The sequence below is a fragment of the Actinoallomurus liliacearum genome, from assembly GCF_039542035.1.
Lineage (GTDB): Bacteria > Actinomycetota > Actinomycetes > Streptosporangiales > Streptosporangiaceae > Actinoallomurus > Actinoallomurus liliacearum.
This window is the reverse complement of sequence record NZ_BAABHJ010000001.1, coordinates 98756-125721: the sequence shown is the minus strand read 5'-3', so window position 1 is coordinate 125721 and position 26966 is coordinate 98756. Positions and strand designations below refer to the sequence as shown.

The window sequence follows — 26966 nt, the reverse complement described above, 5'->3', positions numbered from 1 at the left end:
GGGGCGGGTGGCGTGGTGGACGGGCCGGGCGGACCGGATCGGGGACCGCCCGGCCGTCGTCGGAGGCCGTCAGCAGCGGGTGCCGGGCGGCAACGCCGGCCGGGTGTCGCGGCTCGTGACCGGCGGTGGCACGTACGCCGGGGCGGCGGTCCGCGGATGCGGCACGGTCGATGTGGCCCGGCCCAGCGACGGCGGGTCGATCGTGCGGCGCGTCCGTACGTACCGGATGAACCCCTCATGGTCGAGGCTGTGCCGCACCGCGTCGGTGTACTCCGTGAACGCCGGGTACCCGTCGTACGCGAGCACCGTGTAGGCGTTCGTCGCGACCCGATACGTCGCGCGCAGGTCGATCGGCGTGCCGTTGATCAGCAAGTTCGCGGGGTCGATGCGCTCCCCGACCGGCTTCGTCGGGTCGTACGTGTAGCGGATCTCGGCGGAGACCGCGACCGGGCAGTACCGCACCGAGCCGTCGGGCTGCGTCTGCCACTGCTGTTCGAGCCCACGGTGGAAGGCGTCGCCGGTCATCGAGACCGTAACGATCGGCGAGTCGAACCCGTACACGGTCCACGCCTCGCCGAAGAGGATCGTCCCGTCGGTGTCCGTGGCGTTGGCCCCCTTCACGTACGGCAGGTCGCCGGACAGCGGGCTCCGCCCCTTCGGCGGCAGGACCGGCGTGAACGCGAACTGCGCGTGTCCGTCGTTGCTCTGCAGGGTGTCCCACCGGATGAAGTCGGCGACCAGGTTGCCGAGTGTGCTCTCACCGTCGGCGTTCGGCTTTCGGGTGAGATCGCCGGTCTGCCGCGCGATCGGTGTGGCGTAGAGCTTGTCGGAGCTGCGGGACCAATAGTCGGCGATGTCCTGGATCTGCGGATCGACCGGCACGTCCCGGGTCACCGCGTGGTTGGTGGACGTGGTCAGCTCACGGATGACGCGGCCGGTGTCTCGGTCGAGCTTCAGGTGGATCTCGTTGATGACCTGGCCGTAGTAGCCGGCCTCGACGACGGGGCGCGGTACGCCGTTCGGGTCCGGGATCATCATGTTGAAGCGGCAGTGCCAGTGACCGGTGATGATCGCGGCGATGTCGGGGTCGGCCTTCGCCGCCAGATCGAACGCCGGGCCGGTCGGGTTCACGCCCGAGTTGAAGTCGGGCCCGGCGTACCCGCCCTCGTGCATGACGATGACGATCGCCCGGACGCCGCGGCGCTTCAGCTCCGCCGCCGACCGGTTGGCGGCCGCCACGAAGTCGGTCGTGGCGAGCGTTGGCTGGTACGAACAGTTGAATCCGGGGCCGTCGACGCAGCCGTCGACCGTGACGTGGACGAACCCGATCGGCAGCCGGCGCCCGCCGCCCGCGTCGACGTACTCGATGTTGTACGCCGGGACGATCAGCCGGCCGTTGTCCCGGTACACCACGTTGCCGCTGTAGTACCGGAAGTCAGCGCCATGGAAGCGGCGGCCGGTCGAGTCGACGAAACTGTCGAATGGCTCGTCGAGATGGTACGGCGCGCCCTTTTCCATGTGGTCGATCAGGAACGTCGGGCTTTTGTCCAGCTCGTGGTTGCCGACGGAGGAGAACCGCAGGCCGAGAGCGTTCAGCACCTCGATCGTGGGCTCGTTGTTTTGCGAGTCGACGTAGTAGGGCCAGCCTGAGAAGTTGTCGCCGGCCGAGCAGAAGATCGAGTTGTGGTCGCCCTCGCGGAGCCGGTTCAGGTGTGTGGCGAGGTATCCGACGCCGCCGACGGTGAGCTTCACCCCGTCGGCGCCGGTGATGACCCCGCCGTCGTTCGGCGCCGGCGGCTGTAGGTACCCGTGCAGGTCGGTGATGTTCAGCAGTTGGACGTCGACGTACCCGGTGCCACTGGCCGGGTCCGCCGAGGCGCGGGTGGAGAACGCGGTGGAGCCGACGGCCACACCGGCCGCCGCCACTCCGCCGGCCCGTAGTATCGAACGGCGGCTTACCGGCTTTGTGTTGCTGTCCATGGGATCTCCCGTCTTCGCGGGCAGCGGCCACCCACGACGCGCCGAGGGGACGGGCGTCCACGATGGACTCAAAAGGTCGGGGCGGCGTGCGCTGGGGGCTTGCGGACAGAACATAAGGCGCCATCCGGCGGTTCCCCATACAGCGTGCGGCTGTGCTTTTGCCTGATCCCGCTGACCTCGCCAACGGCAGGCGATCTTCGGGTGTGCGCGAGGTCAGGCGGGCGCGCGCCGGCGGACGCGCGCCCGATAGGCGGAGGGGCTCTCGCTGAAGCGGCTGCGGAACTGGCGGCTGAAGTAGTACGGCGAGGAGAAACCGACGTCGGCCGCGATCCGGCCCACCGGGCGGTCGGAGAACTCCAGTAGGGACGCCGCCTTGCGGAGCCGGGTGGCCAGCACGACGTTCACGATCGAGTCGCCGACCTCCTGGCGGAACAGGTGCGACAGCCGGGACGGCGACAGCGAGACCGAGCGGGCCAGTTCCTCGATCGTGACCTGGCGCGCGGGATCCGCGACGATGCGGTCGAGCACGCACTGGATCCGCGGATCGGGCAAATGCTTCTTACGCTGCTCGTGATCGATCATGGCCAGCAGCAGGATTTCCTCGAGCGCGTTGAGCGCGAGTTCGGTCGCGAACATGCCCGTCAGCTCACGGGACGGCGCGATCAGCCGTCCCTGCGCCACGTCCATCGTGGCCTGCATCGCGTTGCGGTGCACGCGTTCGAACGCGGCAACGGCCTGGGCGAGGCGGTCGCCGGCGAGCCGGGTGAGGCTGAAGCCGGGCGAGACTTCGGGCAGCCGTAGCCAGGAGAACCAGGCCGCCCGTGGCTGGAAGTGCGCCCACCAGTAGCCCCACGGGCCACCCTCGGGCGAGGCGCGGTAGTGCTGCACGGCGCCCGGTGCGATCAGGACGAGATCGCCTGGGCGGGTCACGAGATGCCGCTCGCCGGCCCAGTAGTCGGCGGTGTTGGTGACGGTGAGGCTCAGCATCCAGTTCCGTGCGCCGTGCTCGCGGTAGACGGTGAAGCCGGGCTTCTCGTCGAACCTGCCCGCGCACAACAGATCCGGAGCCGGAACCTCGGTGTACACGGGCTGGACTCTAGGTCCTCGCGGCTGTCGCCGAAAGGTCCACGAGGCCTGCCCGAGGCACGGGCAGCCGATGCAGACCGGCGGTGAGCCGGTTCGTTCGCATCGCGATGGGTTCGCCACAGTGGTCCCGCACCGTCCGGACGAGTACATCGGTGCCCGGTTCGACGTCCAGGACCTGGCCGCGATCGACGGTCCGGACGCCTACGACCCCTCATCTACTCTTGATTGTTACGCTCCTCGTGATACCCGACGTGCCCGCGTCTCCTACAGTCCGAGCGCGATTCGGTACCGGTCATAGATCGCCCGGTGTCCGGCGTCGTTCGGGTGGAATCCATCGGTGGTGTACGCGCCGAACGCCGGGACCCCCGTCGGGTTGCGGTTCGAGTCGTCGTCGAACAGGTCGGTGAACGGGACGTACATGCCGTCATGCCGGTGCGCCTGCTCCGCGATCAGCGCGTCGTAGCGTGCGACGTGTCGGCAGTCCGTCCACGTACCTCCGTCGCTCGGCATCCACACCCCGCCGACCACCAGCAACGCGTCCGGCGCAGCGGCGCGCACCTGGTCCAGCGTGTAGGCGCAGTCCGAGTAGAAGCCGCCGTACTCCTGTGCCTCCCGCACGTTGTTGGTGCCTAGCATCACGAAGGTTACGTCCTCGCCGCCGCTGACGTTGGAGAGCGAGGTGAAGACGGTGTTGCCGTTGGCATTGTGGGTGTGGGTGTAGGTGCCGTAGGTGACCGGCCCGACGGACTCCAGACGGGCCCGCATGAGATATCGCCAGGAGTTTTCCCGGGTACTGGCGAAGGATCCTCGGTAGCCGACGGAGTCCCCGAGGAAGTTCACTCGTAGCATTCCGCTGTCGGGCCAGGTGATTCTTCCCGCCTGAGTCACTGCCTGGACTCCATTCCGCCTTCTAGGGGTCGGCCCCAAGGGTAGCGGGCGGGCATTTTTCAGCGGACGGAAGAGTCGTGTCGGTGGCGGCGTAGCCGTCGATCAGCTCGGCGACGCCGGGGGAGCGAAACGTCGCGGCGGCTGGCCTTGGACTTCGGGGTAGGGCTTGTTCGACACGTTATCGGACCCGCCTGGCGCTCTACCACCGCGTCGACGTCTTCGACGCGAATGTCGTTGATGCGCTCCCTCCCGGAGCTATCGCTTGATGGCTGGACATTTGGGGCGAAGGTGGCGAACCTGGCGGGATGTCCGAAATGCTCGAAGGGGAGGCCGCGTCCGTCCGGCGAGCCTTCGCCGTGCGGCTGCCGGCCTGGATGCCCCGATGGTCGGCTGAGGCGGCATTGCGCGCGCTGCGGACCGTCATCGTGGTGCCGGGCCTGTTCGCGTTCGCCGCCAAGGTGATCGGCGATCCACAGGTGGCGACTTTCGCGGCGTTCGGTGGGTTCGCCACGCTGGTCATGGCCGGATTCGGAGGGACGCGGCGGGACAAGCTGACCGCCCACCTCGGGCTCGCCGTCGTCGGAAGCGCCCTCATCGCACTCGGGACCGTCGTCGGCTCGTCCCCGGTGCTGGCCGCCCTGGTCACCCTACCGACGGCCTTCGTGGTGATGTTCGCCGGCGTGGCCGGGCCGGCCGCCGCCTCGGGCGTGACGGCTGCCCTGGTCGCGTACGTGCTGCCGGCGGCGACGCCCGGCACGGCCGAGATGATCCCCTCGCGGCTCGCCGGGTGGTGGATGGCCTCGGTCGCGGGTACGGCGGCGGTGCTGCTGCTGTCGCCGCGCCCGCCGGGACACCGGCTCCGGGCCTGCGCCGCGGCGTGCGGTGACGCCCTCGCCGATCAGCTCGACGCGGCGCTGCGCAACGAGCTGACCCCCGAGCACGCCGAGGCGTCGGTCGCGGCCAAGCACGCACTGCTGAGCGAGTTCACCGCGACTCCGTACCGGCCCACCGGCCTCGGCACCACCGAGCAGGCGCTGGACAACCTGGTCGGGCTCCTCGAGTGGTGTACCGCCGTGGTGTGCGAGAGCCTGGCGGAGTATCGCGACCTCAGCGCGGTTCCCGCGGTGGAGCGCGAACTGCTGACGGCGACCGCGCGGACGCTGCGCGATATGGCCGCCGTACTTTCGGACGAGCGGGGCACCCCGGACCTGCCGGCGCTGCGAGAGAGCCTGGAGACCAGCGTCGCCCACCTGCGCGGGCTGGGCGTGATCGAGACCCGCTACCGTGACGCGGTCCACCTGTCCTTTCACGCGCGGACGCTCGCCCTCGCGGTCCAGCAGGCCACCGAGGACGCGCTGATCGCGATGGGGCGGGCCGATCCCGACATGATCGTCGGACGCAGGCGGCGTTGGTACGGTCTGTCCGCCGACCCACCCGCCACCAGGCCCCCCGCCGGCCCTACGGCCGTGGGGGAGCGCGGGCCGCGCGGAGGCGCGCCGCGCACCGCCGCGCTCGCCGGCGCCGCGACCGTGACCTGGCGGCACGTCAGCGTACGGTCGGCGTGGTTCCTCAGCAGCGTGCGCGGCGCGGTCGCGCTGGCCGCGGCGATCGCCGTGGCCGACGCGACGGGCGTGCAGCACGGCTTCTGGGTGGTGCTGGGCACGCTGTCGGTGCTGCGGACGAGTGCCGCCTCGACCGGCGCGACGGCGCTGCGTGCCCTGGCCGGCACGGTCGCCGGATTCGTCGTCGGCGCTCTGCTCCTGCTGACGCTCGGCACCGGCCCGACCGCACTGTGGGTGGCGCTTCCGGTCGCGGTCGTCGTGGCCTCGTACGCGCCGGGGACGGCGCCCTTCGCGGTCGGGCAGGCGGCCTTCACCATCACGGTCTCGGTGCTGTACAACCTGGTGGCGCCGGCCGGGTGGCGGGTCGGCATGCTGCGCCTGGAGGACGTGGCCATCGGCTGCGCGGTCAGTCTCGTGGTCGGCGTGCTGTTGTGGCCGCGCGGGGCGAGCGCGGTGGTCGGAGACGCGCTCGCGGACGCGTTCCGGCGTGGCGGCGACTACCTGTGCCAGTCGGTCGCCTGGGCGCTCGGGGTCCGGTCGTCGCCGCCCGACGCGGCGCCGGCCGTCACGGCGGGACTCCGGCTCGACGACGCGCTTCGCGGCTTCCTGGCCGAGCGAGGCACGAAACACATGCCCAAGGAGGACCTGTGGCGGCTCGTCGGGGGAACGGTGCGACTGCGCCTGACGGGCCTCTCCCTGGCGGGGTTGCCCAGCCCGGACGCCGAGCCCGATCCGGCGAGCCGCGCGCTCAGCGCGCAGGCCACCCGGCTGACCGGCTGGTTCGGCGAGGTCGCCGGGCATCTCGGTCCGCCCACCGGTCGGCCGTTCGTTCCGCTGCGGCCACCCTCCCCAGAGTCACTGCGACTGGCCCGGTCCGCGCTCGACGCGTCGCATCGGAACATCGCCTGCACGCTGTGGGTGGCCCAGCACCTCGAGCACATCGTGCCGTACCTGGACGGCCTGACCGGCCCGGCCGACCAGATCGCACGGCTCCGGCGGGCGCCCTGGTGGCGCTGACCGGCTCATGGTTCCCTACCTGGCGGGCGTTCCACAGTTCGAGAGGGACGCGCTGGGCTTTCAGGCGGTGGATGCGGGCGCGGGAAGTGCGCCGCCGGCCAGGGTGGGATGGAAGCGGCTCTCGTCACGGTGGCGGTTTCCGGAGGAACCTTCCTCCGCATCGACGACGTCTTACCTGGCATGTTCGCGACATTGACCGGGCTTGGGCTGTCCGCATCGGCCGGTCTGAACGCCTATATCCCGATCCTGGTGGTCGGCCTGCTCGCCCGCTTCACCGACGTGATCGTGCTGCCGCACCAGTTCGCGTGGATGTGCAACGGATGGGCGCTCACGGCCGTGGCAGTCCTGCTCGCCGCGGAAGTCGTTCTCGACAAGGTCGCCGTCGTCGACCATGTCAACGACGCGATACAGACATTCGTACGGCCTGCGGCCGGCGGTGCCGTCTTCGCCGCCTCGGACGCGGCCGCGCGGATCGACCACTCCGGGTGGATGGCCGATCATCCCTGGGTGGGCTGGGCGCTGGGCATCGTCGTCGCGCTGTGCGTACACGTCACCAAGGCCGGCGCGCGTCCCGTCATCAACGTCGGCACGGTCGGCGTCGGAACGCCCTTCGTGAGCGCGGCGGAAGACGCGATGTCACTGGTGGTGAGCCTTGTCGCGCTCCTGATCCCAGCGCTCGTCATCGTGTTCCTGATCGTGTTCGTGCTGATCGGATGGCGGTTGACACGAATGATTCGCAGGCGGCGTAAGCCGAAGAAGTCGATGAGCGGAACGCCCAGCGGAGCCGACGGTAGCTGATCCACGAGTGCTGGGATCGCCGCCCAGACTGGATGGGCGCTCCGCCTGAGTCACCCGCGCGCCCGGTCTCGGGGGCGGCCACGCTGTTTAACCTGGCGTGAACACCGCAGGCGCGATCATTGCGTCGTAGGCGGGGCGGCGATCGTGTCGACCGCCGCCGCGATGGCGGGGCCCGCCTCGGCGGGCCCTTGTGCGGCGGGTTCCACCGGCCCCTTCCACTTGGCCAGAGTGTGGCTCCCGCGCCATTCGCGCGCGCCGTTCGACCAGACAGAGGGAGAGCGAATGCCTTCCAGCCGCCGTGCCGTGCTCGCGGCCATGGCAGCAGGCGCGCTCGCCGGATGCGCGGGCCCGGCGAGGACCAGGGACGGCGCGTCGGCCTCCGGTCGGCCCGGCGCCGGGACCGGAAGCGGTACACCGAGCCGTACCCCGCGCATCGCCGGCTCGGCGGCGGCGCCTGCGGTGAAACGTGCCGACATCGTGGCTCGCTACGGCCGTCTCAAGCCGCGTACCTGGGGTTTCGACGCGCCCGGCGTGGTGCACACGCTTCCCACCACCCAGCGCGTCATCGCGCTGACCTTCGATGCCTGCGGCGGACCAGGCGGCAGTGGCTACGATCGCAAGCTGATCGACTTCCTCCGCAGGCGAGAGATACCGGCGACCCTCTTCCTCAACTCCCGCTGGATCGACGCCAACCCCGCGGTCTTCCGCCGGCTGGCCGCCGAACCGCTGTTCGAAATCGCCAATCACGGCACCCGGCACCGCCCGCTGTCGGTCACCGGGCGGTCCGCCTACGGCATCGCCGGCACGCGCAACGCCGGAGAGGTGTACGACGAAGTCGCCGGGAACCACGTGAAGCTCAGCCGCCTCCTGGGCGCCCCGCCGCGGTTCTTCCGGTCCGGCACCGCGTACTGCGACGACATCGCGGCACGTATCGTCACCGACCTGGGGGAGCGCTTCGCCGGCTTCACCGTCAACGGCGACGCGGGCGCCACCTTCACCCCCGAAGAAGTCCGCCGAACCGTTACCGCCGCCCGCGGCGGCTCCATCGTGATCTGCCACATGAATCGGCCGACGGGTGGTACGGCCCGGGGCATCGCGGCGGCCGTTCCGCACCTGCTGGCCTCCGGGTACCACTTCGTCCGTCTCTCCGACGAACTGCACTGACCGGCCACCCACTCCCCGCCACGCGGCACGAGCCATCATCGATACCCGAACGCCGCTGACGTCTTCCCGTGCGGAGCGTCATGGTGCCGAGGCGAGGAATCGGTCGATCTCGTCGCGGTCGGGTGCCGTCGCCGGGCCCTGCCGCGTCACGGCGATCGCGGACGCGGCGTTGGCCCGTCGCGCGGCCCGTACCGGCGGCAGACCGTCCGCCAGCGCGGCGACGAACACGCCGACGTGCGCGTCGCCGGCGCCGTTGCTGTCGATGGCGGCCACGTCGAAGGCGGGGATGTGCCGGATGCCGGAGCCGGGGGTGTTGAGAAGGCAACCGTCCGGGCCCATGCGGACCACCACACCGGCTCGGCCGGTGCGCTCGGCCAAGGCGATGGCCGCCCGCTCCGGGTCGGCCTCGCCGGTCATGGCCAAGGCCTCATGGAGATTGCAGCTCCACCAGTCGGTGCGTGCGAGCACCGGCTCGAGGACGGCGGAGGGGATGTCGGCGACGAGCGGGCCGGGATCGACGACCACGGTCGCGTCGTCGGGCAGTGTGCCGAGCCAGCGTGCCAGGGCGGTGCGGTTGGCCGGGAAGACCAGCCCGTAACCGGAGACGTAGATCGCGTCGGTCGCGCCGACGCGTATCCCGGCGAGTTGTTCGTAGGTCAAGGTGGCCTCCGCCCCGACACTGGTGGCGAACGTTCGTTCCCCGCCGCCGTCGACGAGCGCGACGTCGAAACCGGTGTCGACGCCGGCGGTCGGCTCCTGGAGGATCGAGACGCCGGCCTCGGCGAGGCGCGCGCGGGCGAGTTCACCGAACGGTCCGCTGCCGTGCGCGCCGCCGTACGCGACGGGCAGGCGCTGGCGGGCGGCCGCGACCATCACGTTGTACCCGCCTCCAGGGGTGACCTGACTGGAGGTGGCGAGGACGTCTCCGCCGGCCCGCGGCAGCGCGGGGATGTTCATGACCAGGTCGATCAGCACGTTACCGACGTGAACCAGCCGCTCGATCGGGGAGTTCACGAGGCCGCCCCGCTCACGGACCGGGCCGGTTCGGTCACCCGTGCGGCGCGGGCGGATCCCCTCGCGACGTGAAGGAGGAGGTAGATGGCGGCGGCGACGGCGAAGGAGATGAGCCAGCCCAGGCCGTTGCGGGCGGGCCAGGTCTTCGACAGCGGTCCGGCGAACCACACGTCGGTGTCGGACGTCTCGGCGACGGTGAACAGCAGGCCGGTGGCGATGCCCGCGACCCACGCGACGAAGGCGGACCATGCCACACCGCCACGGTTCCAGTAGACGCCGGCGCGGGTGGTGTCCATCAGCCCGTCGGGGTCGTAGTCGCGCCGGTTGATCATGTCCACGAGGAAGACGGCGACCCAGGAGGTGATGGCGACGGCGAGCAGTGAGATGAAGGTGATGAACGGACCGTAGAAGTTCTTGGCGATGAGCATCAGGTAGACGCCCCCGGCCAGGGTCAGCACGACGTCGATGCCGACGGCGACGGTGCGACGGAGCCGGACACCCAGAGTGATCATCGTGAGGCCGGCCGAGTACACGGACAGGTGGTTGGACAGCAGCAGTCCGCCGAAGGCCGCGAGCAGGTACGGGATGGCCATCCAGGACGGCAGCATCGCCTGGATCGCCGCGACGGGGTCGGAGGCGGCGGCGAGCGTGTGGTCGCCGGTCGACAGCAGCCCGCCCAGCGTGATGAGAAGGACCAGCGGGATGCCGGCGCCGGCCGAGGCGGCCGCCACGATCCGGCCGCCGGGGACTCGGCGGGGCTGATAACGCGCCATGTCGGCGCCGGCGTTCGCCCAGCCGATGCCCGTGCCACCGGCGATGATCCCGATTCCGGCGATCATGGCGCTGGCCGGTGCGGCGTGGGCGTGCAGGACCGCGTGCCAGTGCACCTTGGTGACGAGGAACCCGGCGACGACCAGGTTGAGGGCGCCGAAGACGTACGTCGCCTTCTGCTGGATCCATACCAGGGTGGCGTGGCCGAGCCCGGACACCAGAAGGGTGAGGGCCACGAAGGCGAGCAGGCAGACGATGGTGAGCGCCCAGTTCGCCCCGACTCCGAAGGCGATGTGCAGGATGGCGAGCAGCGCGTACGCGGCGGTGGTCGTGTTCACCACCTCCCAGCCGACCCGCGACAGCCAGGACACCAGCGTCGGTCCCCGGTTGCCCCGGGGGCCGAAGACGGCACGCGACAGGGTCATGCTCGGCGCCCCGCCCCATTTGCCGGCGACGCTGATCAGACCCACCAGGGCGAACGAGCCGAAGGAGCCGATGGCGCCGACGAGCAGCGCCTGCCAGATGTTCAGGCCACGCAGGGCGACCAGGGTCGCGCCGAGCGGCAGCGCGAGGATGGAGATGTTCGCGGCGAACCACACCCAGAAGAGTTGAAGCGGGTTACCGCGGCGTTCGTCGTTCGGGACCGGTTCGATGCCGCGGGTTTCGACGGCACCGACCTTGTTGTCGCTGGCGCTTGGCATGGGAGGACCCTTTTCTTGGCGCTGGGTGGGGGAGGGGCCGGTCACGGACGCAGCGCGAGCAGCCGACCCGCGAGGTCGTCGAGTGGGAGCGCGTTCACCGCGCGGATCGTGTCGATGGCGTCGCCGGGAAGGCACTCGACGCCGTGGCACGCGCCGGCGATGGCGCCGGCGATCGCCGCGATGGTGTCGCAGTCACCGCCGAGGGACGCCGCCCAGAGGCACGCCTGCCATGGGTCGTCCGGGTACACGGCCAGGACCGCGAACGCGGCCGGCACCGACTCCTGGGTGGCCAGGCTGGTGCCGACGAGGCGATAGATGTCGTCGGCGGCGGCCACCGCGGGCCGGCCGGCGACGAGCTCGGTGGCCCACCGTATGCGGGAGGCGATGTCGGCGGCGGCCACCCAATGACCGCGGCGGACGCCGACCGTGGCGGCCTCCGCCGCGTAGCGGGTGGCCTCCTTCACGTCGGCTCCGTCGATTCCCGCGCTGACCGCCGCCGCGACGGCCGCCGCACCGGCCAGCGCGACGCTCGTGTTGTGGGTCACCGAACTCGCCTCGACGACACTGTCGACGAGCGCGGTCAGGTCGCTCCCGGCCGTGATCCCGACCGGTGCGATCCGCATGGCGGCACCGTTGGTGTCGCCGTAGCGGCCGGCCGCCTCGACCGGCGCGCCCGCCGCGACGGCGGCCACCGCGCGCTTCGTCGATGGGCCGAGCAGGTCCAGCGATCCGCGGCGGCGCATCTCTTCCTCCCATTCCAGGAGGGATCGGGCCAGTACGACGGGGTCCACATGGCCGGCGCCGTCGATCAGCAGTCGCGCGAGGAGAAGGGCCTGCTCGGTGTCGTCGGTGACGGATCCCGCGGGCATGCCGGCCGCGAGGGGGTGATCGGGTGCCGCGGGAAGGAACCCGGTGAGCACGCCGTAGGCGTCCTTCACCTGTTGCCGGGAGAGCGACTGCGTCGGCATGCCGAGTGCGTCGCCGATCGCCAGGCCGTACAGGGTCCCGCTCGCGCGTTCCTCGGCCCGCGTCACGATTCGCTCCCGAACCGCAGGTGCAGTTGGAACCGCAGCGGGTCGAGCAGGCTTTCGACGTGTTCCACGAGTTCCCCTGTCGCGGTCCAGGAGACGCGGCGGGCCGTCAGGAACCACTCACCGGCCGGGCGTCCCAGTTCGGCGGCGTCCGTCTCGTCCAGGGGGCCGGCCGATACCCATTCCTCGCCGCGATCGGCGAGGAGTCCGACGGAGGCCAGGGTGGCGGTCAGCGATCCGCCGATCAGGCCGTGGGCGGGCAGGTCGAGCAGGCCGTCGACGCCGGGGATCCTGCTGCGCTCCAACGACACCGCCGGCCCATGTGTCAGCGTGCGCACGCGGTCGATGGCGAAGAACGACGGCGAGTCCACGCCCAGCCGCTCGGCGAGCTCCGGGTCGTCCACCCTCTCCAGGCGCAACAGCTTCGTCTCGGTGGACACGCCCTGGTCGGCCAGTGCTCTGGCCCAGCCCAGGCGGTCGTCGAGCGGCCGCCCGTCGAAGGTGACGAACGAGCCCCTCCCGGAGTGGGTGGCGATGAGGCCTTCCCTGCTCAACTCGGTCAACGCGGAACGGATCGTGTTGCGACTGACCGAGAACCGGGCCGCCAGCGCGTGCTCGCCGGGCAGCCGGCTGCCGCGCTTCAGCCGACCCGTACGGATCTCACGCGCCAGAGTCTCCGCGATGCTCTGGTGCTTGAGTACATGCACGTCGTCGGCCATGTCCACCCCTGTTCTCAAACCTGTCCAAACATGTTCAGCGCAGGCTACGCTCAGGAAGCCGGTTCGACAAGGGGGCGGCACCGGGGCCGGTGGGGTCCGGCCGGCCGCCAGGTGGGCGCTCCTAGGATTCACAGTTATCAGTTAGGCGCAATCGTCCCGGTCAGCGACTTATCCCATACCTATGCTGCGGAACGCCGACGGCGCCCGGGGCGAGCGGCGAGATATGAGATCGGAGCGGCCGTGCACGACTTCCTCCATACGTTCTTCGACTGGTCGGAGATCGCTGGCGTTCTGCCTTCACTCCTTGTCGAGGGACTGCGGAACACACTCCTGATCGCCGTACTGGCGATCATGTTCGGCCTGATCGGCGGCATGCTGTTGGCGGTTCTGCTGTTGTCGCGCAGGCGGCTGGTCCGGCTCCCGGCCCGGATCTACGTGGACGTGTTCCGGGGACTGCCCGCGATCGTGACGGTGAGCCTGATCGGCCTGGGACTCCCGGCGGCCGGTATCCGGCCGTTCGGACGCAGCCCGCTCGGGTACGCGGTCGTCGCCGTCGGCCTGATCTCCGCGGCGTACTGCGCGGAGATCTTCCGCGCGGGCATCCAGGCGGTGCCCGCCGGGCAGATGCAGGCGGGCCGCAGCCTCGGGATGTCCTACCTGAAGACGATGCGGCTCGTCATCGTGCCGCAGGGCGTGCGCAACGTCCTGCCCGCGCTGACCGGCCAGTTCATCGTGGACATCAAGGAGAGTTCCCTGGTCTACCTGCTCGGTCTCGGCGCCGGGCAGCGCGAGCTGTACTTCATCGCGCAGGAACGCCAGGCCGCCAGCTACAACGCGTCCGCGCTGGTCGCCGCGGGACTCTGCTACCTCGCCGTCACCATCCCGCTGACGTACCTCGTCAACTGGCTCGACCGGCGGATGAGAGAGGGCCGGCCCGTACAGGCGAGCGCGGAGGACCTGCGGCCCGAGCCGGCGCTCGCGGAAGGATCAGCATGATGACGACACCCGTCCGTCCTCCCGGCCCGGCGATCAGTGTCCGGGACCTGCGCAAGTCGTACGGCCGCAACGAGGTGCTGCGCGGCGTCACCTTCGACGTGACGCCCAGTGAGGTGCTGTGCGTCCTCGGCCCTTCCGGGTCGGGCAAGTCGACCATGCTCAAGTGCCTCAATCTGCTGGAGACGCCCACCGCGGGCAGCGTCGTCGTCGGGGGCATGACCCTCACCGACCCCGGCGTGGACATCGACGCCGCGCGAACCCGGATCGGGATGGTGTTCCAGCACTTCAACCTCTTCGGCCACCTCACCGCGCTGGACAACGTCACCCTCGCGCTCCGGCACGTCAAGAGGCTCTCCAAGGCTGAGGCGGAGGAGATCGGGCGCGCCCAGCTCGAGCGGCTCGGCCTCGGCCACCTGGCCCGTCACCGGCCCGCGAACCTGTCCGGTGGGCAGCAGCAGCGCGTGGCGATCGCGCGGAGTCTGGCGATGAGGCCCGAGGTGATGCTGTTCGACGAGGCGACCTCCGCGCTCGACCCCGAGCTGGTCAAGGAGGTGCTGGCGGTCATGCGCGAGCTGGCCGGATCCGGCATGACCATGGTCGTCGTCACCCACGAGATCGGCTTCGCTCGGGAGGCCGCCGACCGCGTGATCTTCATGGACGACGGGCTGATCGCCGCGGACGGCGCGGCCCGCGAACTTCTGGACGACCCGCCGAGCGCTCGCTTCCGCGAGTTCCTCGCGCAGGTCCTCTGATTCCCCCCAACCCCCGAAGGAAGAACGATGATCAGAAACCGGGTTCTCGCGGTCGGCGTGGCCGCCGCGCTGTCCCTCACGGCCTGTGGCGGCGGAGCCTCGAAGGACGACCCGTACGGCCTGGAGACCGCGGGCACGATCGAGGCGGCGGTCTCCACCGACCAGCCTCCGTTCGCGTCGGCGTCCAAGGCCGGCGCCCCGCAGGGGTACATCGTCGACATCACCAACGAGGTCGCCAAGCGGCTCAAGCTCAAGGTGAACTACAAGGCCAGCACGGTCCCCGCCGCGCTGCAGGGCCTGACCTCGGGACAGTACGACCTCGCCGCCAGCGGGCTCGGCGTCACCGCGGAACGCCAGAAGCAGGTGTCCTTCACCAAGGCGCTGTACTGGAGCACCACCGCCGTCGTCACGCGCACGGACGAGAGCGCGTCCCAGGTCACCGACTTCCGCGGCAAGCAGGTCGGCGTGGTGACCGGCACCGTGCAGGAGGCGTTCATCGCGCAGAAGATGACCGGCGCCCGGAAGGTCCAGTTCCCCAACCAGAACGCCGCCGTCTCGCAGCTGCTGTCGGGCAACCTCGACGCGTTCGTGGTCGGCGGTCCGGACGCCGAGGCCTACCTCAAGCAGTACAAGAAGCTGAAGATCGCTACCTCCGCACCGGTCGACCACCCGACCTCGATGGCGGTGCAGAAGAAGAACACCAAGTTCCTTCAGGCGGTCGACGCGCAGCTCACCGCGATGGTCGGCGACGGCACCTTCCTGCGGCTCTACAAGAAGTGGTTCACAGAGGCGCCGGCGGACGACCTCGTCTCCGTGTGGCCCGCGCTGAAGAGCCAGCTGGGGAGCTGAGCCGGCGACATGACATCGGTGAACACGGAGCCGGCGGCGGATCGGATCCCGCTGCCGGATGGGGGCTCGGTGTGGCGGCGGGTCGTACGGACCCCGATGCGCGACGGCGTCGAGCTGGTGGCCGACGTCTACACCACCGACCCGCGGCCGCGGCGGCGCCCGGTGCTCCTCGAACGCACTCCGTACGGGCGGCGGACCCGTCGCGAGTCGGACGGTCTCGGCCGCGACGGCCGGTCGATCATGCCGGACGAGTCCGCCGCCCACTTCGCCCGGCAGGGGTTCAACGTCGTACGGCAGGACTGCCGGGGACGCGGGGACTCCGGCGGGACGTTCGTGAAGTACCTCGGCGAGGCAGCGGACGGCTATGACACCGTGGAGTGGATCGCCGCGCAGGAATGGTGCGACGGACGGGTCGCCACCACCGGTGTCTCCTACTCCGCCCACACGCAGACCGCGCTCGCGGCGCTGTCCCCGGCTCACCTGGCGGCGATGTTCGTCGACTCCGGCGGATTCGCCAGCGCGTACGAGGCCGGGATCCGCATGGGCGGCGCCTTCGAGCTCAAGCAGGCCACATGGGCGTACCGGCACGCGCTGAACAGCGTCGCCGCCCAGCGGGATCCGGTCGTGGCCGCCGCCCTGCGCTCCCAGGACCTGCGCGCCTGGTTCCGCGCCACGCCGTGGCGGCGCGGCGCGTCGCCGCTCCGGGCGACGCCGGAGTACGAGGACTACCTGCTGCATCAGTGGGAGCGCGGCGCGTTCGGTGAGTTCTGGCAGCAGCTGGGGCTGTTCGGCCGGGGCTACTACGACCAGTTCCCCGACGTGCCGAGCCTGCACATGGTGAGCTGGTACGACCCCTACGTCCGGACGGCGGTCGAGAACTTCCAGCGGCTCGGCGCGGTCAAGTCCAGCCCCGTGTACCTCGTCGTCGGGCCGTGGACGCACGGCGCGCGCAGCGTCCGTCACGCCGGGGACGTCGACTTCGGCTCCGAGGCCACCCTCGACGGCAACCTCGCCGCCGACTACTGGGAGTTCCGCGCCCGCTGGTTCGCCCGGCACCTCGGCGTACGGCCGGATGACGCGGCGGCTCCCGAGGAGGAGCCGGCCGACCCGCCCGTCCGGTACTTCGTGATGGGCGGTGGCAGCGGGCGGCGAACCGCCGAAGGCCGCCTCGACCACGGAGGGCACTGGCGCACGGCCGGCGACTGGCCACCGCCGGAGTCGACCCGGCTGCGGCTGTACCTGCGGCAACGGGGGGAACTGAGCACCGAGCCGCCGGTCGAGGGCATCGACGACAGGCTGGAGTACGACTTCGACCCCGCGCACCCGGTACCGACGATCGGCGGGCAGATCACCTCGGGCGAGCCGGTGATGGTGGGCGGGGCGTTCGACCAGACCCCGACGGAGACGACCTTCGGCTGCGAGCCCCCGTACCTCCCCCTGGCGAGCAGGCCTGACGTGCTGGTGTTCCAGAGCGAGCCCCTCGAGCGGGACTTCGTGCTGGCCGGCCCCGTGGAGGTGCGCCTGTCGGTCTCGTCGAGTGCGCCGGACACCGACTTCACGATCCGGCTGATCGACGTGCATCCGCCGAACGACGACTATCCCAACGGCTACGCGATGAACCTGACCGACGGGATCCTGCGCTGTCGCTACCGTGACTCCTACACGGAACCGTCGCCGATGCGGCCGGGCCAGGTGTACTCGATCGCCGTGACGGCGCCGGACACCGCCAATCTCTTCGCGGCGGGGCACCGGATCCGGCTGGACGTGTCCTCCAGCAACTTCCCGCGCTTCGACGTCAACGCGGGAACGGGCGGGCCGGAGGCCACGGAGCGGCGGCGCGTGGTGGCGATCAACACCGTCCATCTCTCCCCGGAACACCCCTCGTGGCTGTCGGTGCACGTTCTCCCGGAGTGAGTCGGGACCGTGCCGGTCCGCACCCTAATATGCAGCCGTGGTGGTAACGCTCGACGTCGACGAGGCCCTGCCCGTGCACTTCACGGCCGGGGCCTCCCCGCTGTCCGAGCTGCTGGCCTGCCTGCACACGCTGGCCGAGCCGGAGCACCACCCGGAGTCGAGAGTGTGGCTGGCATCGACGCGGGAGCGACTACCCGAATCCATCGTCCAGCGGCTGAACCACTACGCCCCGCTGTGGGCGCGGTACCGCTGCCGGCTGCTGTTCCCGCTGCGCGCGCCGCTGGACCGCGATCTGCCCACCGAGCTGCGCACCCTGTCCCGTCTCGACGAGCGGATGTTCGTCTCGCTCGCGGCGAGCGGGATCCGCGGAACGAGCTTCGAAGGCGCCGACGACCTGTACGACGCCGCGCGGCAGCAGGCCTTCATCAGGGCCAGCGAGCGCCACTCCTTCTCGCGCGGCGAACTCGCGCGCGCTCTGATCGACGATCCCGACGCGTTCCGCGCCGGACTGGTCGAGACGCTCGAAAGCTGTGTGGACGCCTTCTTCGAGGCCGAGTGGCGGCGAGTCGGCCCGCACCTGAAGGACACGGCGGCGCGGGTGCGCGGCCAGCTGCGCCGGGATCCGCCGGCCACCGTCCTGGCCTCGGTCACCCCGACGGCCAGTGTCACCGAGCGGCCGGTGCGCGTTCGTTACGACAAGCTGCAGTCGGCGTTCGGCAAGGTCAGCGACCATGGTTGCTTCCTCGTTCCCACTCTGCACGGCTGGCCGCACCTCATCCTCAAGCTGGACCCCGGCCTGCCGTTCGTCGTGCATTTCGTGGGCGGTGACTGGGAGCAGCGCCCTTCGGTCCCGCAGTCCCTGATCCGGGACCGGCTCGCCGCCATCGCCGAACCCGGCCGCTTCGAAATGTGCCGTCACCTGCTCGGCGAGCCGATCACGACATCCGAGCTGGCCGTCCGGATGGGCATCTCCGAGCCTCAGGTCTCCCGGCATCTGAAGCGCCTGCGCCAGGTCGGTCTGGTCACCTCACGCCGGGAGGGCCGCATGATCTACCACCGCCTGCACGCCCAGCTGCTTCTGGGACTGGGCTCCGACGTGCTGACGACGATCATGCGTTGACGTTGAGCGGACGCGGCGAGGCGACGCCGCCGAAGCCCCGGCGGACACTACATCAGCCCCGCGTCGTTCCGGCCGTCCCATGAGACATGGAGCACGGTGACGTCGCCATGAGGCCACGGGTGGCCATGGTCGGCGGGCACCACTTGCAGGTCGTTACGAAGGTGATCGTGCAGGCGGCCGGAGTTCAGGATGCCGGGCGAGAGCCGGGCTCCGTCGCTGCTGACGACGATCTCCTCGACCGGGCCGAATTCCCCCGAGGCCGGCTTCAGCTCGGCGAACGCCCCCACGGACGGGTTGTTCCACGCGTCAGGCGAGCCGAGAAGCGCCTCCTGCGCGGACCAGCGCTCACGGTCACCCGCACCTGGATGTTCGCGCAGCCAGCCGTCCCAATCGCGTCGTGCCGCCTGCGTCAGCGCGTCGCCCGCCACGGAGCGCCAGGAGCGCTCGCGAAGCCATACCTCGCTGTCCGCGCTGATGACCCACCGTCCGGACGGAGAGGTCATCGACAGATCGACGACCGCGCACGTCGCCATGGGCTGCCGGAACGGACCGCGTGAGGGAACGTGCAACCGGCGATGAGCCGCCTCGATCCCGTCCAGGGCGCTTGGGCGGCGCCGGAGTCCGGCCGCGAGGGTGTCAACGGCGTGGTGTCCCATTTCGGCGGCGTCCGCGCCGTTGTTCGCGTTCACCGCCGCGTCCATCACCGCGACGCGGAGCATCGTGTTCGGTAGAGGAGAGACAACATAGTGGTCCAAGCTGGATGCGCCTGGGTGGATCGGCTCAGCCCACACGGATATTCGCCAGGGACCGTAACGCAGTTCTCCACGCACTGGTGACCAGCCCGGCACCTTACGCATGTCGTGGACCGCCGGCGCAGGCTGTGCCGTCATGGCCATGTGATCCTCACCTTCCCTCGACATGAACACCAGGTGACTACTGTCCGGCCGGGAGGTATATGGGCACACGACCGTCCGGGAAGCCTCGGCGCGCGGCTGAAAAAGCGTCTACTGCCATAGGCGCATGGCCAGGATTCGGCCCTTCGTCGAGGCGCGTCAGGCGCGGCTCGGCGCCGCCGCGGTCAGGCGAGGAGGCGGTCCACGGCGACGTGCAGGTCGGCCGGCGCCGTGACGCCCACGGCTCGGACGATGTTGCGCTCATCGACGAGCACGTTCGTCGGGACTCCGCGGATACCGACCCGGGCCGCGTACGTGCCGGTCTCGTCCAGCAGCACGGTTCCTTCGATGCCCCACACGCTCGCGAAGTGGCTTGCTTCGCGGCGGGCGTCCCGGCTCTCCCACACGTTGATGCAAATGATCTCCGGCCCCGACGGCGGCCCGTGCCGGCTTCCACGACGCAGTCGCCGGGCCCGTACTCGACCCGGATCCGGTGGGTCTCGGCGCCGGTTTCGGTGTCGAGCACGCTGATCGTGCCGGCCCCCCGGTTGCACGCGTACACCCGGCGGCCGTCGCGGGAGGCGGCCAGGCCCACCGGAGCCCGCTCGACCGGGAACCGCCCGCCGATCCGCCCGTCGGTGAGTGAGAGCAGCGTGACCGTGTTGTCCAGCGAGTTCGCCACGTACAGCCGGTCGAACGCCGTGTCGACGATGACCTTGCAGGGTCCACGTCCCACGGGGATCCGACCGAGCGGGCGCAGGGTGGTCGAGTCGAAGACGGTGAGCGACGCGGCCATGAAGTTCGCGCAGTATCCACGGCCGCGCCGCAGGTCGACCGCGATGGCCTCCGGTCCCATGCCGACTCGCAGGTGCGCCAGGACACGATGAGTTCGATCGAGCCCGCACGACGCACCTGCCACCGGCTCCCCGGCGTCCATAGGGCTACGCGTAGCCCGCCGTGCGGCACCGAAACAGGGCCGCACGCAAAAGGAAGGACGATCGTCGGCGATGCGCCGTGTCCGGCCCGGCGCCAAGGAAGCGGATCCGGTCGCGCGTTCGGCGTCCTTCACGGTGTTCCGGGAAGAACGGTGACGGCCGGCCGCCGGTGGGGGCTGATGCCACTCGGGGCCGACCGTCACGGCTGAACCGGCGGACCGGTCAGGCGGTGGCCTCCACCAGGGCGTTGACCTCCGGGAGGACGGCGTCCGAGACCTGGATCCGTCGTTCGATCAGCCCGTTGGCGTAGAACAGGTCGGCGGCCCGCTGCTGTTCGGCGATGAAACCGTCGTCGACGGGGCGCAGCCCCCATGGCCGGGTGCGGAGCGCGTGCTCCCAGGCATCCAGATCCCCGCCGTCGTCGGCGGCGAACAGTTCGGCGGCGGCACGCGGGTTCTCGCCGGTCCAGGCGTCGGCCTCCTGGAGCGCGGCGACGATCGCGGCGAGTTCGTCCCCCCGCTCGGTGGCGAAGGACCGGCTCGTGAACCAGAGCGATCGGTGGCTGAACAGCCCGTCCGTCTCGATCACCGTACGGACCGGTGCCCGCTCCTCGACCTCGGTGAGGTACGGGTAGGAGCCGACCCAGGCGTCGACCTTCCCGTTCAGGAAGAGCTCCGCGGCGTTGCCGTAGGCGTCGACCGGCTCGATGTCACTCCACGTCAGCCCGGCCTGTTCCAGGGCGAACAACAGCAGTGTGGTCTGCCAGGACCCGTGACCGAGCGCGACCCGGCGGCCCTTGAGGTCGCGCGGTGTGGTGATCGGTGAGTCCGCCGGCACGACGAGCCGGCCGTTCTCGACGCGCGGTCCGGAGACGGCGACATAGACGACGTCGTGGCCCTTGGCCTGGGCGGTGACGGGCGGTGTCGATCCGGTGCCGATGAAGTCGTATCCGCCGTCGAACAGGTGGTCGCCGTGGGCCGAGGGCAGGCCCTCGGTGGGCGCCGGTCGCTCGCCGGCGGGCAGGGACCGCAGATCGACCCACTGGACGTCGGGGATGGCACGTTCCAGGATGCCGCGGTGCCGTAGCACCCACAGCGAGTTGTTCTGCGGGAAGAAGCCGACGCGCAGGCTCATGACAGTCGTCCTTTCAGCAGGGGCAGTACGTGGCGGCCCACCCGGCGGGCCTCTTCCAGATGGGGCACCCCGGCGAGGATGAAGGCGTCCACGCCGAGGCCGATCAGTTCGTCCAGACGCTCGGCGACCTGGTGGTAGTCGCCGACGAGCCCGAACAACGGACCGGGCCGGAGCCGGTTGAAGCCGCCCCAGACGTTGGGCTGGACCTCCAGGTCGCGGAAGGAGTCACCGGCTCCGGCGGTGAAGGCCTGGCCGCGCCGCCAGCCGACCGACTCGCTCGCCTGCGGTGTCCGCTCGGCCTCGCCGATCCACTCCCATCCGCGGCGGATCTCCTCCCATGCCTCCTCCTCGGTCTCCCGTGCCAGGACGTCGACCCGTACCGCGAACTTCGGCGGCGTGTCGGCGTGCCTGCGGACGAGGTCGAACTTCTCGGCCAGGGCGTCGAACGGTTCCAGCCAGGACAGGTAGTGATCGGCGTGGCGCCCGGCCGCGGCGATGGCGGCCGGCGAGGAGCCGGAGAAGTAGATCTCCGGGAACGGCTGGCCGCGCAGTTCCTCGGGCAGCACCGCGCCCTCGACCCGATAGAAGCGGCCGTCGTGGTCGTACGGGCCGTTCCACACGCCCTTGAGGACGTCCAGGAACTCCGAGGTCCGGGCGTAGCGATCATCGTGCTCGACCTTGTCGCCCCACCAGAGCTGCTGAGGCCCGCCACCGCCGGAGATGATGTTGTAGACCACACGGCCACCGGTGGCGGCCTGCAGGCTCGCCGACATCCGGGCCGCCTGCACGGGGTGCAGGAACCCGGGCTGAAAAGCGATCATGAAGCGGTACGCGCGGGTCTCCCGGGCGAGCGCGGCCGCCGCGGCCCATGGATCGTCCGTCTGCGGGAAGGACGGCATGAGGCCACCGACGAACCCGGACTGCTCGGTCGCCCACACGACCTCGGACATGTAGTCCAGCGGCCCGTACCCGTCCGGCCCGCCCTCCCGCCTACCGGGACCGAGGCTGCCCGGCAGGTACGGCCCGAAGCCGCCGCGGGTGATGTCGCCCAGCCGCAGGGCCGGGGCGTCGCCCTCCATGGCGATCCGCCAGTAGATGTCAACCGGCATGCTCGATCTCCTTCTCCAGCAGCGGCAGCACGCGCTGCCCCAACCGGTAGGTGTCCTCCGCGGGAGCGGCCAGGTCGAGGAGGAACTCGGTGATGCCGCGCTCGCGATGGCGCCGGATCTCGTCGGCGAGTTCGCGTTCGGCCCGGTCGGTGGCGGCGAGCGGGGCGGGAACCGCGAGGTGTACGGCGGGTGCGACGCCCTCGGGGACCAGGGCCGGATCGTCCCCGGGGTCGAGGACGTGGACGTCGGCGTGGCGGGCCGACAGTTCCAGGGCCGGCGCGGACGTGCCGGACAGGTACACGCGTGGGAACGGCCGCGGCGTCCGCGAAGGGGGCAGCCCGCCGTCGAGCACCTGGAAGTACTCGCCCTCGTAGGTGTATCCCCGCCGGTCCCAGACGCCCTTGGCGATGGTGAGGAACTCGTCGGCGCGCGCGTAGCGAGCCGGTCCTTCGAGGAAGTCGCCGTGGGCGCGGGCCACCGCGCGGTCCAGGTCGACGAGGAGACGCCACCCGAGCCGCGCGCCGGTGTACCGCTGCAGCGACGCCGACAGCTTCGCCGCGTAGACCGGGGTCGCGATCGCGGGATGGAACTCGGCGATCACCTCGATGTGCCGTGAGTCGCGCAGCAGCTCGGCCGCCACGATCAGCGAGTCGCGACCGCAGGGGTCGAACGGCACCAGCGCGCCGTCCCATCCGGCCAGTTCCGCGCCGCGGCCGACCAGGTGGTGTTCGCCCTGATGGCCGGGCGGACGCAGGTCGGTCACGACCTCGGGCAGCACCACCGGGGTGCGGCGACGGGTCGGCACGACCACGTGGAAGCGGGTCATCTCACTGCTCCTTCCGAGGCCGTCGGCATCGGCCGGTGATCCGATTCGCCGTGTCGTACGGGTGGCGCTCCGCCGCCCTCCGGCGCCGCCGCCTCGCGAACGCCGAGATCGGCGAGCAGCCGGCGGCGCAGCGCCGTGAAGGACGGGTCGGTGACGTCCCGGGGCCGGTCCCCGGTGACCGTCTCGTCCGTGACGAGGCTTCCGTCCTTGAGCACGGCGACCCGGTCGGCGAGCCGGACCGCCTCCTCCACGTCGTGGGTCACCAGCAGCACGGCCGGCCGGTGGGTGCGGACGAGCTCGCCGACGAGGTCCTGCATCCGCAGCCGGGTCAGCGCGTCCAGGGCGGCGAACGGCTCGTCGAGCAGCAGCAGCTCGGGCTCCCTGACCAGGGCACGCGCCAGCGCCACGCGCTGGGCCTCCCCGCCGGACAGAGTGTGCGGCCAGGCCCGCGCGTGCTCGGCCAGGCCGACCTCGGCCAGGGCCCGCAGCCCCCGGTCCCTGACCTCCGCCGTACGCTTCAGGCCGACGAGCACGTTCCCGAGAACGCGTTTGGACGGGATCAGCCGGGGTTCCTGGAAGACGATGGTGCGGACCTTCGGCACCAGCACGGTCCCCGAATCCGGGCGTTCCAGCGCGCCGAGGATCCTGAGCAGCGTCGTCTTTCCCGTTCCGCTGGCGCCCAGCAGCGCCACGAACTCTCCCCGCCGGATGTCGAGGTCCAGGCCGTCCAGCACCGAGCGGGGGCCGAAGGTCCGGCGCAGCCCCTCGACGTGTACCGCGACGCTCATCGTGCCTCCCCTCGCGGGCGCCAGGGCATCAGCACCCGTTCGGCGCCGCGTGCGACCAGGTCGGCGACCAGCCCGAGCAGCCCATAGATCAGGACGCAGACCGACAGGATGTCCGTGCGCGAGAAACTCTGCGCCTGGGTCATCAGGTAACCGAGTCCGGAGGTCGAGTTGATCTCCTCGGCGGCGATGAGGGCGATCACGCTGAGCGTCATGGACAGCCGGAATCCGGCCAGCAGTGACGGCAGCGCCCCGGGCAGCACGACCTCCCGTACGGTCGCCCAGCGGCCGAGCCCGAAGGAGTCCATCGCCTCCACCAGCCGCCGGTCGACGGACCGTACGCCGCTCGCCGCGGACACGTACATCGGGAACGTGGTGGCGACCGCGATGAGGATCACGCGGGCCGTCTCGCCGATGCCGAACCAGACCATGAACAGCGGCACCAGCGACAGGAACGGCAGCGCCCGCAGCAGTTGCAACGGCGAGTCGAGCAGTTCCTCTCCCAGCCGGGAGAAGCCGGTGATCACCCCCAGGACGAGTCCGGCGGTGAGTCCGCAGGCCAGGCCCAGCACGGCTCTGGTGAGGGAGACCCGGAGCGCGGCGGTGAGCTGACCGTCGGCCCACAGTTCCCGGGCCGCCTTGGCGACGGTCGCCGGCGAGGCGAGTACGTCCGCGCTCAGCACCCCGGTGGCCGAGGCGATCCACCACGCGGCGACCAGCGCCACCGGCCCGGTGACGCGCAGGCTGAGCGTCAGGCCACGCCGGCGTGGCCGCGAAAGGCGGGGCCGCGGCGCGACCAGTCCGGGGTAGGCGACGCTCACGACCCGCTCCCGGCGAGGGACAGGACGTGGGGCTGTACGTTCACCGTCGTCGGGATGATCTTCTGCTCGGCGAAGAAGCGAGCGACCTCTCCGAAGTCGTTCACGTTCGACGAGCCGATCCGGTCCGGCGCGGCGGTCTGCGCGAGATCCTGGACGGTCAGTTGGCGCGCGGTGCCGCTGACCGCCTGCGGCCCCGCGTCGGTGAAGACGTTGATGTAGGAGGCCGGATTCTGGGCCTGCCGCCCCCCGGCGTCGTGCAGGTACTGGTAGAACGCCTGGACGACGGCGGGATGCGCGTCGGCGAAGCCGTTGCGCACGGCCCAGACCGAGTAGTTCTGGGAGCCGATCTGCCCGCCGCTGACCAGGAAACGCGCGCCGGTCGAGGCGATCTCGGGGATGGAGTAGGTGGACCAGACGGCCCACGCGTCGACCTGACCGGAGTTGAAGACCGGTGCCGTCTGCGCCGGGTTCAGGTAGACACGGGTCACCCGGTCGGCCGGAATCCCCGCCGAGGCCAGCGCCTTCAGCAGCAGGTACTCGGCGGTGCCGCCCTTGTTGACCGCCACCTTCTTACCGGCGAGGTCGCGCACCGAGGCGATCGGCGAGCCCTTGCGGACCAGGATCCCCTCTCCGGTCTTGTTCGGGGCGATCTGCGCGAACAGCTTGAAACCCGGATGCTGGGCGAGCGCGGCGATCGCCGAGGTGATCGAACCTTGCGCGACGTCGAGCTTGCCGGCGTCGAGTTCCTGCGCGGCGGGTGCGAACGGCCCGGAGCTGCCGGTCCAGGCGACCTTGGCGCGCACGGCGGCGAGCGCCTTGGCCAGGCTGCCGTCCTTCTTGCCCAGCGCCAGCACCCCCGCGTTGCCGGGGTCGGGGATCCTGATGGTGACGGTCGAGTCGCTCGCCGAGTCGTGCTTCGACGAGCCGCCGCACCCGACGGCGGTCAGCAGGAGGGCGAGGGCTCCGGCCAGCGGGGCGACGAAGAGGCGTGTCATGGCTGTTCCTCGGTGATGAAGGGGAGGCGGGCGGTGAGCGCGCGCGCCTCGGTCAGGGGTGCGGGGTCGGCCCAGGCGGTGACGTCCACCGGGGCGTCGTGGAATCCGTGGCGGCGCAGAAAGTCCTCTTGCTCGGCCAGCAGGGCGAGGCGGTCGTCGTCGAGGGTCGCGTGCAGGTGGCGGTGATAGTCGCCGCGGTAGGCGGCGGCCACTCCGACCGGTCCCGAGCCGGTCTCCGCCTGCAGGATCCGCCCGACCTCGACCGCGTGGTCCTTGGCCCAGTCGGCGGCCCCCAGCAGTACGGCGAGGAACCGGACGACCAGCTCCGGATGGTCGTCCAGCAACCGCTGGTCGACGGTGATCGGGCGAGGGGTGCCGTTGTTGATCCGCGACCGGGGGTCCGGGAGCGCGTCCAGATCGATGGCCACCTCGGCGCCGTATCGCGCGGCGGTCTCCACGGCCACCGCGCCCTTGGTGTAGACGGCGTCCACTCGCCCGTCGCGCAGCGCGGCCAGCTCGGTCTCCCATTGACCGGGCCGGTCGCCTGCGAGTTCGACCAGCTCACAGTCGTCCAGGCTCAGCCCGGCCTGCCCGAGGGCGCCGTCGAAGCCGCGCAGCGCCATCGCCCGCCAGAAGTCGATCTCTATCGCGCGACGCGGGACGGCCAGCCGGCGCCCCTTGAGGTCCGCCGGGCCCTCGATCCCCGAATCGGGCCGCCCCACGATGACCTGCCGTTCCTCGATCCACGTCAGGCCGATGAGCCGGGTCGGCGCGCCGTTCGAGCGGGCCCAGAGCGCGGGGACGTTGCCGCCCTCCCGGATCAGGGTGGCGAGGCGATGCCGGAAATGCTCGCCGCGTACGCCCTCGGCGTCGGCCTCCTGCAGGGAGCGGACGGTGACGCCGTCCCGGGCGAACTCGGCGGTGAGCCAGCCGCGGTCGGCGGCGATTCCGGTGGCCGTGGGCACGGGACAGCGGGTGAACCAGAGCGTGGTGGGAGGAGCGGTGACCATGACCGCGAGGATTCACTACTTTTCCTACCTATTCAACATAGATCCCACGATGTGGGAAGATCTCTCCTAAGTCCCGTGAGTACGCGCACCGTGTCG

Annotated in this window: 25 protein-coding genes; 8 read left to right on the top strand and 17 right to left on the bottom strand. The window is 70.9% G+C overall.

The window, feature by feature from the left end; genetic code table 11:
- Window positions 1–69 precede the first annotated feature (69 nt).
- The 3 genes from ABD978_RS00560 to ABD978_RS00550 all read right to left on the bottom strand — a co-directional run bounded on the left by ABD978_RS00560 (window position 70) and on the right by ABD978_RS00550 (window position 3915).
- Window positions 70–1980 carry a bifunctional metallophosphatase/5'-nucleotidase gene (locus ABD978_RS00560; protein WP_345346391.1) on the bottom strand — a complete coding sequence of 637 codons (1911 nt, stop codon included), beginning with the start codon at window positions 1978–1980 and terminating at the stop codon, window positions 70–72.
- Window positions 1981–2193: 213 nt separating this feature from the next.
- A complete protein-coding gene (locus ABD978_RS00555) occupies window positions 2194–3066 on the bottom strand; it encodes a helix-turn-helix domain-containing protein (RefSeq protein ID WP_345346388.1) in 873 nt (290 codons plus the stop codon).
- A gap of 264 nt (window positions 3067–3330) precedes the next feature.
- Window positions 3331–3915, bottom strand: a complete 585-nt coding sequence (locus ABD978_RS00550; RefSeq protein ID WP_345347420.1) for an SGNH/GDSL hydrolase family protein — start codon at window positions 3913–3915, stop codon at window positions 3331–3333.
- Window positions 3916–4259: 344 nt separating this feature from the next.
- Here ABD978_RS00550 and ABD978_RS00545 point away from each other — a divergent pair, with 344 nt between their 5' ends.
- Window positions 4260–6533, top strand: a complete 2274-nt coding sequence (locus ABD978_RS00545) for an FUSC family protein (protein ID WP_345346385.1) — start codon at window positions 4260–4262, stop codon at window positions 6531–6533.
- Between the two features lie 108 nt (window positions 6534–6641).
- Window positions 6642–7331 carry a DUF4126 domain-containing protein gene (locus tag ABD978_RS00540; protein WP_345346382.1) on the top strand — a complete coding sequence of 230 codons (690 nt, stop codon included), beginning with the start codon at window positions 6642–6644 and terminating at the stop codon, window positions 7329–7331.
- Between the two features lie 116 nt (window positions 7332–7447).
- Here the strand turns inward: ABD978_RS00540 and ABD978_RS00535 are convergent, their stop codons facing one another.
- A complete protein-coding gene (locus ABD978_RS00535; RefSeq protein ID WP_345346379.1) occupies window positions 7448–7807 on the bottom strand; it encodes a hypothetical protein in 360 nt (119 codons plus the stop codon).
- A gap of 1 nt (window position 7808) precedes the next feature.
- Between ABD978_RS00535 and ABD978_RS00530 the strand changes: the two genes are divergently transcribed.
- A complete protein-coding gene (locus tag ABD978_RS00530; protein ID WP_345346376.1) occupies window positions 7809–8495 on the top strand; it encodes a polysaccharide deacetylase family protein in 687 nt (228 codons plus the stop codon).
- 78 nt (window positions 8496–8573) lie between these two features.
- Here the strand turns inward: ABD978_RS00530 and ABD978_RS00525 are convergent, their stop codons facing one another.
- From ABD978_RS00525 to ABD978_RS00510, 4 genes are read right to left on the bottom strand one after another with little or no spacing between them, the layout of a single operon-like run.
- Window positions 8574–9509, bottom strand: coding sequence for a PfkB family carbohydrate kinase (locus tag ABD978_RS00525; protein ID WP_345346373.1), 936 nt, complete (start codon window positions 9507–9509; stop codon window positions 8574–8576).
- Window positions 9506–10981 carry a purine-cytosine permease family protein gene (locus ABD978_RS00520; protein ID WP_345346370.1) on the bottom strand — a complete coding sequence of 492 codons (1476 nt, stop codon included), beginning with the start codon at window positions 10979–10981 and terminating at the stop codon, window positions 9506–9508. The genes ABD978_RS00525 and ABD978_RS00520 overlap by 4 nt, the downstream gene beginning before the upstream one ends.
- 41 nt (window positions 10982–11022) lie before the next feature.
- Window positions 11023–12015, bottom strand: a complete 993-nt coding sequence (locus ABD978_RS00515; protein ID WP_345346367.1) for an ADP-ribosylglycohydrolase family protein — start codon at window positions 12013–12015, stop codon at window positions 11023–11025.
- A complete protein-coding gene (locus ABD978_RS00510) occupies window positions 12012–12731 on the bottom strand; it encodes a GntR family transcriptional regulator (protein WP_345346365.1) in 720 nt (239 codons plus the stop codon). Before ABD978_RS00510 ends, ABD978_RS00515 begins: the two co-directional genes overlap by 4 nt.
- Before the next feature lie 240 nt (window positions 12732–12971).
- Between ABD978_RS00510 and ABD978_RS00505 the strand changes: the two genes are divergently transcribed.
- From ABD978_RS00505 to ABD978_RS00485, 5 genes are read left to right on the top strand one after another with little or no spacing between them, the layout of a single operon-like run.
- Window positions 12972–13727 (top strand): amino acid ABC transporter permease, encoded by a 756-nt coding sequence (locus tag ABD978_RS00505; protein ID WP_345346362.1) that lies wholly within the window; start codon window positions 12972–12974, stop codon window positions 13725–13727.
- Window positions 13724–14479, top strand: a complete 756-nt coding sequence (locus tag ABD978_RS00500; protein WP_425550652.1) for an amino acid ABC transporter ATP-binding protein — start codon at window positions 13724–13726, stop codon at window positions 14477–14479. Before ABD978_RS00505 ends, ABD978_RS00500 begins: the two co-directional genes overlap by 4 nt.
- Before the next feature lie 27 nt (window positions 14480–14506).
- On the top strand, window positions 14507–15328 hold the full coding sequence (locus ABD978_RS00495; protein WP_345346359.1) for a substrate-binding periplasmic protein: 822 nt from the start codon (window positions 14507–14509) through the stop codon (window positions 15326–15328).
- Between the two features lie 9 nt (window positions 15329–15337).
- Window positions 15338–17242 carry a CocE/NonD family hydrolase gene (locus ABD978_RS00490; RefSeq protein WP_345346356.1) on the top strand — a complete coding sequence of 635 codons (1905 nt, stop codon included), beginning with the start codon at window positions 15338–15340 and terminating at the stop codon, window positions 17240–17242.
- Window positions 17243–17279: 37 nt separating this feature from the next.
- Window positions 17280–18362: an ArsR/SmtB family transcription factor gene (locus tag ABD978_RS00485; RefSeq protein ID WP_345346353.1), complete on the top strand. Its 1083-nt coding sequence runs from the start codon at window positions 17280–17282 to the stop codon at window positions 18360–18362.
- Window positions 18363–18409: 47 nt separating this feature from the next.
- Here ABD978_RS00485 and ABD978_RS00480 read toward each other — a convergent pair whose 3' ends face one another.
- The 9 genes from ABD978_RS00480 to ABD978_RS00440 form a co-directional block, all read right to left on the bottom strand.
- Window positions 18410–19258: a hypothetical protein gene (locus tag ABD978_RS00480; protein WP_345346350.1), complete on the bottom strand. Its 849-nt coding sequence runs from the start codon at window positions 19256–19258 to the stop codon at window positions 18410–18412.
- A gap of 182 nt (window positions 19259–19440) precedes the next feature.
- Entirely contained in the window at window positions 19441–19662 is a 222-nt protein-coding gene (locus ABD978_RS00475; RefSeq protein WP_345346347.1) for a TlpA family protein disulfide reductase, read from the bottom strand.
- Between the two features lie 750 nt (window positions 19663–20412).
- The gene (locus ABD978_RS00470; protein ID WP_345346344.1) at window positions 20413–21324 is read right to left on the bottom strand and encodes an ABC transporter substrate-binding protein; all 912 of its coding nucleotides are present in this window, start codon (window positions 21322–21324) and stop codon (window positions 20413–20415) included.
- On the bottom strand, window positions 21321–22433 hold the full coding sequence (locus tag ABD978_RS00465) for an LLM class flavin-dependent oxidoreductase (RefSeq protein WP_345346341.1): 1113 nt from the start codon (window positions 22431–22433) through the stop codon (window positions 21321–21323). The genes ABD978_RS00470 and ABD978_RS00465 overlap by 4 nt, the downstream gene beginning before the upstream one ends.
- On the bottom strand, window positions 22423–23259 hold the full coding sequence (locus tag ABD978_RS00460; RefSeq protein ID WP_345346338.1) for an LLM class flavin-dependent oxidoreductase: 837 nt from the start codon (window positions 23257–23259) through the stop codon (window positions 22423–22425). Before ABD978_RS00460 ends, ABD978_RS00465 begins: the two co-directional genes overlap by 11 nt.
- The gene (locus tag ABD978_RS00455; protein ID WP_345346335.1) at window positions 23256–24047 is read right to left on the bottom strand and encodes an ABC transporter ATP-binding protein; all 792 of its coding nucleotides are present in this window, start codon (window positions 24045–24047) and stop codon (window positions 23256–23258) included. Before ABD978_RS00455 ends, ABD978_RS00460 begins: the two co-directional genes overlap by 4 nt.
- Window positions 24044–24865 (bottom strand): ABC transporter permease, encoded by an 822-nt coding sequence (locus ABD978_RS00450; RefSeq protein WP_345346332.1) that lies wholly within the window; start codon window positions 24863–24865, stop codon window positions 24044–24046. Before ABD978_RS00450 ends, ABD978_RS00455 begins: the two co-directional genes overlap by 4 nt.
- Complete coding sequence (locus ABD978_RS00445; RefSeq protein WP_345346329.1) at window positions 24862–25860, bottom strand: NrtA/SsuA/CpmA family ABC transporter substrate-binding protein; 999 nt, start codon at window positions 25858–25860, stop codon at window positions 24862–24864. The genes ABD978_RS00450 and ABD978_RS00445 overlap by 4 nt, the downstream gene beginning before the upstream one ends.
- Window positions 25857–26870, bottom strand: a complete 1014-nt coding sequence (locus tag ABD978_RS00440) for an ABC transporter substrate-binding protein (protein ID WP_345346326.1) — start codon at window positions 26868–26870, stop codon at window positions 25857–25859. The genes ABD978_RS00445 and ABD978_RS00440 overlap by 4 nt, the downstream gene beginning before the upstream one ends.
- Between the last annotated feature and the right edge of the window lie 96 nt (window positions 26871–26966).

Coding starts and splice junctions, on each gene's coding strand:
- ABD978_RS00535 (WP_345346379.1), bottom strand. CDS start 7,807: ATGTCGGCACGTTTCACCGCAGGCGCCGCCGCCGAGCCGGCGATGCGC.
- ABD978_RS00495 (WP_345346359.1), top strand. CDS start 14,507: ATGATCAGAAACCGGGTTCTCGCGGTCGGCGTGGCCGCCGCGCTGTCC.
- ABD978_RS00550 (WP_345347420.1), bottom strand. CDS start 3,915: ATGCTACGAGTGAACTTCCTCGGGGACTCCGTCGGCTACCGAGGATCC.
- ABD978_RS00545 (WP_345346385.1), top strand. CDS start 4,260: ATGTCCGAAATGCTCGAAGGGGAGGCCGCGTCCGTCCGGCGAGCCTTC.
- ABD978_RS00490 (WP_345346356.1), top strand. CDS start 15,338: ATGACATCGGTGAACACGGAGCCGGCGGCGGATCGGATCCCGCTGCCG.
- ABD978_RS00460 (WP_345346338.1), bottom strand. CDS start 23,259: ATGACCCGCTTCCACGTGGTCGTGCCGACCCGTCGCCGCACCCCGGTG.
- ABD978_RS00440 (WP_345346326.1), bottom strand. CDS start 26,870: ATGGTCACCGCTCCTCCCACCACGCTCTGGTTCACCCGCTGTCCCGTG.
- ABD978_RS00470 (WP_345346344.1), bottom strand. CDS start 21,324: ATGAGCCTGCGCGTCGGCTTCTTCCCGCAGAACAACTCGCTGTGGGTG.
- ABD978_RS00510 (WP_345346365.1), bottom strand. CDS start 12,731: ATGGCCGACGACGTGCATGTACTCAAGCACCAGAGCATCGCGGAGACT.
- ABD978_RS00455 (WP_345346335.1), bottom strand. CDS start 24,047: ATGAGCGTCGCGGTACACGTCGAGGGGCTGCGCCGGACCTTCGGCCCC.
- ABD978_RS00480 (WP_345346350.1), bottom strand. CDS start 19,258: ATGGCCATGACGGCACAGCCTGCGCCGGCGGTCCACGACATGCGTAAG.
- ABD978_RS00500 (WP_425550652.1), top strand. CDS start 13,724: ATGATGACGACACCCGTCCGTCCTCCCGGCCCGGCGATCAGTGTCCGG.
- ABD978_RS00465 (WP_345346341.1), bottom strand. CDS start 22,433: ATGCCGGTTGACATCTACTGGCGGATCGCCATGGAGGGCGACGCCCCG.
- ABD978_RS00540 (WP_345346382.1), top strand. CDS start 6,642: ATGGAAGCGGCTCTCGTCACGGTGGCGGTTTCCGGAGGAACCTTCCTC.
- ABD978_RS00445 (WP_345346329.1), bottom strand. CDS start 25,860: ATGACACGCCTCTTCGTCGCCCCGCTGGCCGGAGCCCTCGCCCTCCTG.
- ABD978_RS00520 (WP_345346370.1), bottom strand. CDS start 10,981: ATGCCAAGCGCCAGCGACAACAAGGTCGGTGCCGTCGAAACCCGCGGC.
- ABD978_RS00560 (WP_345346391.1), bottom strand. CDS start 1,980: ATGGACAGCAACACAAAGCCGGTAAGCCGCCGTTCGATACTACGGGCC.